Source organism: Streptomyces sp. CBMA156 (genome assembly GCF_014596515.1).
Lineage (GTDB): Bacteria > Actinomycetota > Actinomycetes > Streptomycetales > Streptomycetaceae > Kitasatospora.
Genome location: NZ_MSJQ01000394.1, coordinates 1 through 5,609, shown reverse-complemented (window position 1 = coordinate 5,609; position 5,609 = coordinate 1). Strand labels below are relative to the sequence as shown.

Here is a 5,609-nt window from a genome sequence, read left to right as displayed (position 1 = left end):
GTCGCCGCCGCGTGCCACCAGCGCGCGGTAGCCGGGCTCCGACGCGAGCAGCGCCCGGTGCGGGCCGGCGGCCACCAGGCGGCCGTCGGCGAGGTAGCAGACGGTGTCGGCCCGCTCCAGCAGGACGGGGGAGGTCGAGGTGAGGGCGGTGGTGCGCCCGGCCCTGGCCCGGTGCAGCCCGGCGGCCATGGCGGCCTCGGTGTGGGCGTCGACGGCGGAGGTGGGCTCGACCAGCAGCAGCACCTCGGGGTCGGCGAGCAGGGCGCGGACGAGCCGCAGCCGCTGGCGCTGCCCCCCGGAGAGGTTGCTGCCGCGGGCCTCGACGGGTGTGTCGAGACCGTCGGGCAGTGCCTGCACGACGTCCTGTGCGGCGGCGTCCCGGACGGCCCGGGCGATGGACGCGTCGGTGTGCTCGGTCCGGCCTCCGACCACCGTGCGCAGCGGGCCGGAGAAGAGGTCGGCGTCGTTGTCCGCCACCACGATCCGGCCGCGGACCTCGGCCAGGGCGACGTCCGCGAGCGGAACGCCTCCCCAGGTGGCGGCGGACGCGGTGTACCGGCCGAGCCGGTCGACCACGGCGGCGGACTCGGCCGGGCGGGCGCTGACGATCGCGGTCAGCCGCCCGGGGGCCACCGCCACGCCGCTGTCGGGGTCGTGCAGGGCCGCCGGGGCGGCGGGAGCCGGGCGGACGGTCGCGGCGTCCTCGACGGCGGGTGCCAGGTCGAGCACCCGGACGACCCGCCCGGCGGCCACCAGGCCCCTGGTGAGGTCGTACCCGCCCTCGATGAAGGAGGCGACCGGCACCACCAGGACGGCGGCGTAGCCGTAGACGGCGACCAGCGTGCCGACCGTGATGCTGCCCTCGGCGGCCATCCGGGCGGCCAGCCACGTCACCAGGGCGAGGAAGAGGGCGGGCAGGCCGACCGAGAGGGCCTGGATCCAGCTGGTCACGGCGCCGACCCGGTAGCCCTCGGCCCGCAGGCTCCGCGAACCGTCGGCGTAGCGGCCGGCCAGCAGCTCCTTGCCGCCGATGCCGTTGAGGACGCGCATGCCGCCGACGATGTCCGCGATCCTGGCCGTCAGCACGCCCTGCTGCTCGCGGTACCGCGACTCCGCGCCCTGGAGCCGCTCCAGCAGCGGCCCGATCACCAGCGCGAGCAGCGGCACCCCGAGCAGGACGACGACGGCGAGCAGGACGGAGACCGACAGCAGCAGTGCGGCCGCCACGAGGTAGGCGATGACGGCGCCGACGCCCGGTCCTGTGATCGTCAGCGTCCGGCTGATCTGCGCGACGTCGCCCGTCCCGATGCTGACCACCTCGCCGACCGAGACCTTCCGGGGTAGGGCCGCCCCCAGCCGGGTGGCGTGCGCGACCACGACCCTGACCGTCCGGAAGGTGGCGTCCATCCGCACCCGGGTCATGGTGCGGTGGCGCATGATGCCCAGCCAGGCGTTGAGCACCGCGACGCCGAGCAGCGCGGCCACCCAGCCGGCCAGGACGCCGGTCCTCCCCGGCTGGAGCCCGTCGTCGATCGCGCGCTGCATGAGGTACGGCGGCAGCATCAGGCAGACCATCCAGAGGGTGCCGAGCAGCGCACCGCCCGCGACCCGCCGGCGCTGACTCATGGTCAGCCACCACAGGTAGCGTGCCGCGCTTCGGTGATCCGGAGTGCCCGGATCGGCGTACGAGTCCGTCATGATCGCCACCCTAGGGTGTGTCTTGCGGATCTTTGCCGGGTCCGCGACGCTCCCCCAGCCTTCGGCCGGGAGGTACCCCCAGGGCACGCACCTCGCCGCGTTGTCGTCGGTCACCAATGGCCCCCAGCCTGGCGGCCGGGAGGTGCCCCCACCGCAGTGACTCCGCCCCCAGCCTTCGGCCGGGAGGTGCCCCCACCTCCGCCTTGCGATGCACGCACCCCGACGCCGCGCCCTGATCCGACAAGACCCACAAGACACACCCTAGGCACGGCCGGGCGGTCGCCGGGGGAAAACAAGCAGGCGTGATTGCTTTTTTCTGTCGCCGGTGCCACGCTGCTGCCCGGCGCAACCCGTCCGAGGGTACGCCCAACTCACCGGCAGGGGAGGCGCATTGGCGCACGACGACGCGGTGCTGCGGATCGGCAACGCCTCGGGGTTCTACGGGGACCGCTTCGCCGCGATGCGGGAGATGCTCACCGGCGGACCGCTGGACGTGCTCACCGGGGACTACCTGGCCGAGCTGACCATGCTGATCCTCGCCCGCGACCGCCTCAAGGACCCCTCGCTCGGCTACGCCAGGACCTTCCTGCGGCAGATGGAGGAGTGCCTCGGCCTGGCCCGCGAGCGCGACGTGAAGATCGTGGTCAACGCGGGCGGCCTCAACCCGGCCCGGCTCGCCGAGGAGCTGCGCGCCCTGGCCGGGCGGCTCGGCATCGAGGCGTCCGTCGCCCATGTGGAGGGCGACGACCTGCTCCCGCGGCGGGCCGAACTCGGCCTGCCGAAGGGCCTGCTGGCCGCCAACGCCTACCTCGGCGGGTTCGGCGTCGCGGCTTGCCTGGCGGGCGGCGCCGACGTGGTGGTGACCGGCCGGGTCACGGACGCGGCGCTGGTCGTCGGCCCCGGGATCGCCCGCTTCGGCTGGACCCCGGAGGACCTGGACGCGCTGGCCGGAGCCGTGCTGGCCGGGCACGTCCTGGAGTGCGGCGCCCAGGCGACCGGCGGCAACTACGCCTTCTTCCGCGAGCACGACGTGACCCGGCCGGGCTTCCCGCTCGCCGAACTGCACGCCGACGGCTCCAGCGTGATCACCAAGCACCCGGGCACCGGCGGCGCCGTCACCATCGGCACCGTCACCGCCCAACTCCTGTACGAGACCGGCGGATCGCACTACCTCGGGCCGGACGTCACGGCCCGGCTGGACACCGTGCGGCTCACCGGGGAGGGCCAGGACCGGGTCCGGATCGACGGCGTGCGCGGCGAGGCCCCGCCGCCCACCCTGAAGGCGGGCCTCAACCGGCTCGGCGGCCACCTCAACGAGGTGGTGTTCGTCCTCACCGGCCTGGACATCGAGGCCAAGGCCGCCCTGGTGCGGCGGCAGTTCGCCGACGCGCTGCCGCCCGGCTCCCGCCCCGCCGAACTGCGCTGGACACTGGCCCGCACCGACCACCCGGACGCCCCGACCGAGGAGGCCGCCTCCGCCCTGCTCCGGCTGGCCGCCCGGGATCCGGACCCGGCCCGGGTCGGGCGCGAACTCGGCAAGGCGGCCGTGGAGTTGGGGCTGGCCGGCTACCCGGGCTTCCACCTCACCGCCCCGCCGGGGCCGGGCGCGCCGTACGGGGTGTTCAGCACCGCGCACATCGACGCCAAGGCCGTCGAGCACACCGCCGTCCTGCCGGACGGCCGCCGGATCGCCGTACCGCCGCCGCCCGTCACCGCCCAGGCCCACCCGGTGGACGCCGAACTGCCCGACCCGCTGCCGGCCGGCCCCACCCGCCGGGCCCCGATCGGCCTGGTGGCCGGCGCCCGCAGCGGCGACAAGGGCGGCGACGCCAACCTCGGCCTCTGGGCCCGCTCCGAGGACGGCTGGCGCTGGCTGGCGCACGCCCTCACCGTCGAGGCGCTGCGCGAACTGCTGCCCGAGACAGCCGAGTTGCCCGTCACCCGGCACCTGCTGCCGAACCTGCGCGCGGTCAACTTCACCATCACCGGCCTGCTCGGCGAGGGCGTCGCCGCCCGGCACCGCTTCGACCCGCAGGCCAAGGCCCTCGGGGAGTGGCTGCGGGCCCGCCACCTCGACATCCCGGAGGTCCTGCTGTGACCGTCCTGACCAGCCGCGTCGACCCGGCCGGGCCGGAGCACGCCGAGCACCGGGCCGCGATGCTCGCCAAACTCGCCGACCTCGACACCGAGCACGCCAAGGCGCTGGCGGGCGGCGGCCCCACGTACCTGGAGCGCCACCGCAAGCGCGGCAAACTGCCCGCCCGCGAGCGGATCGAGCTGCTGGTCGACCAGGACTCCCCGTTCCTGGAGCTGTCGCCGCTGGCCGCCTGGGGGAGCGAGTACCCGGTCGGCGCGGCCCTGGTCACCGGCATCGGCACGGTCGAGGGCGTCGAGTGCGTGATCACCGCCAACGACCCGACGGTGCGCGGCGGCGCCAGCAACCCGTGGACCCTGCGAAAGGCGCTGCGGGCCAACGAGATCGCGCTGCGGAACCGCCTTCCGCTGGTCAGCCTGGTCGAGTCCGGCGGCGCCGACCTGCCCAGCCAGAAGGAGATCTTCATCCCCGGCGGCGCCCTGTTCCGCGACCTCACCCGGCTGTCCGCCGCCGGCATCCCCACGGTGGCCGTGGTGTTCGGCAACTCCACCGCCGGCGGCGCCTACGTGCCCGGCATGTCCGACCACACCGTGCTGGTCAAGGAGCGCGCCAAGGTCTTCCTCGGCGGCCCGCCGCTGGTGAGGATGGCCACCGGCGAGGAGGCCGACGACGAGTCGCTCGGCGGCGCCGAGATGCACGCCCGCGTCTCCGGACTGGCCGACCACGTCGCGGCGGACGAGCCGGACGCGCTGCGGATCGCCCGCCGGATCGTCGCCCGGCTCGACCACCGCAGGCCCGGCCCCGGCCCTGACCCGCTGGCCCGGCCGCCGGAGTACGACGAGGAGGAGCTGCTGGGCATCGTCCCCGGCGACCTCAAGGTGCCCTTCGACCCGCGCGAGGTGATCGCCAGGATCGTCGACGGCTCCGACTTCGACGAGTTCAAGCCGCTCTACGGCACCAGCCTGGCCACCGGCTGGGCCCGCCTCCACGGCTACCCGGTCGGCATCCTGGCCAACGCCCAGGGCGTGCTGTTCAGCCAGGAGTCCCAGAAGGCCGCCCAGTTCATCCAGCTGGCCAACCAGCGGAACACCCCGCTGCTCTTCCTGCACAACACCACCGGCTACATGGTCGGCAAGGACTACGAGCAGGGCGGCATCATCAAGCACGGCGCGATGATGATCAACGCGGTCGCCAACTCCACCGTCCCGCACCTGTCGGTGCTGATGGGCGCCTCCTACGGCGCCGGGCACTACGGCATGTGCGGCCGGGCGTACGAACCGCGCTTCCTGTTCTCCTGGCCGAGCGCCAAGTCCGCGGTGATGGGCCCGCAGCAGCTCGCCGGGGTGCTGTCGATCGTCGCCCGGCAGTCCGCCGCGGCGAAGGGCCGGCCGTACGACGAGGACGCGGACGCGGCGGTCCGCGCGATGGTCGAGCAGCAGATCGAGGCCGAGTCGCTGCCGGTGTTCCTCTCCGGCCGGCTCTACGACGACGGCGTGATCGACCCGCGCGACACCCGCACGGTGCTCGGCCTCTGCCTGTCCGCGGTCCACAACGCGCCGGTCGAGGGCGCGCGCGGCTACGGCGTCTTCCGACTGTGAGGGAACCCCGACGATGACTTCCAGGACTCCGATCACCAACCTGCTGGTCGCAAACCGGGGCGAGATCGCCCGCCGGGTCTTCCGCACCTGCCGGGAGCTCGGCATCGCGACCACCGCCGTCCACTCCGACCCGGACGCGGCCGCCCCGCACGTGCGCGAGGCCGACGCCGCCGTCCGGCTGCCCGGCGCCGCTCCCGCCGACACCTACCTGCGCGCCG

4 protein-coding genes are annotated in these 5,609 nt (G+C 74.7%); 3 read left to right on the top strand and 1 reads right to left on the bottom strand.

What is annotated here, in order from left to right; all coding sequences use genetic code 11:
- The coding region (locus BU198_RS35020) for an ABC transporter ATP-binding protein (RefSeq protein ID WP_188300878.1) at positions 1-1,698 on the bottom strand (1,698 nt) is incomplete at its 3' end.
- 460 nt (positions 1,699-2,158) lie between these two features.
- Between BU198_RS35020 and BU198_RS35015 the strand changes: the two genes are divergently transcribed.
- The 3 genes from BU198_RS35015 to BU198_RS35005 all read left to right on the top strand — a co-directional run.
- Entirely contained in the window at positions 2,159-3,796 is a 1,638-nt protein-coding gene (locus BU198_RS35015) for an acyclic terpene utilization AtuA family protein (RefSeq protein WP_411293163.1), read from the top strand.
- On the top strand, positions 3,793-5,391 hold the full coding sequence (locus BU198_RS35010) for an acyl-CoA carboxylase subunit beta (protein WP_188296295.1): 1,599 nt from the start codon (positions 3,793-3,795) through the stop codon (positions 5,389-5,391). The genes BU198_RS35015 and BU198_RS35010 overlap by 4 nt, the downstream gene beginning before the upstream one ends.
- Before the next feature lie 13 nt (positions 5,392-5,404).
- Positions 5,405-5,609 (top strand): biotin carboxylase N-terminal domain-containing protein (locus BU198_RS35005; RefSeq protein ID WP_188300877.1); only part of this gene is annotated, 205 nt, incomplete at its 3' end.

What these genes read in the sequence shown, in the direction of transcription:
- BU198_RS35015 (WP_411293163.1), top strand. Translation starts at nt 2,159, where the DNA reads ATGCGGGAGATGCTCACCGGCGGACCGCTGGACGTGCTCACCGGGGAC.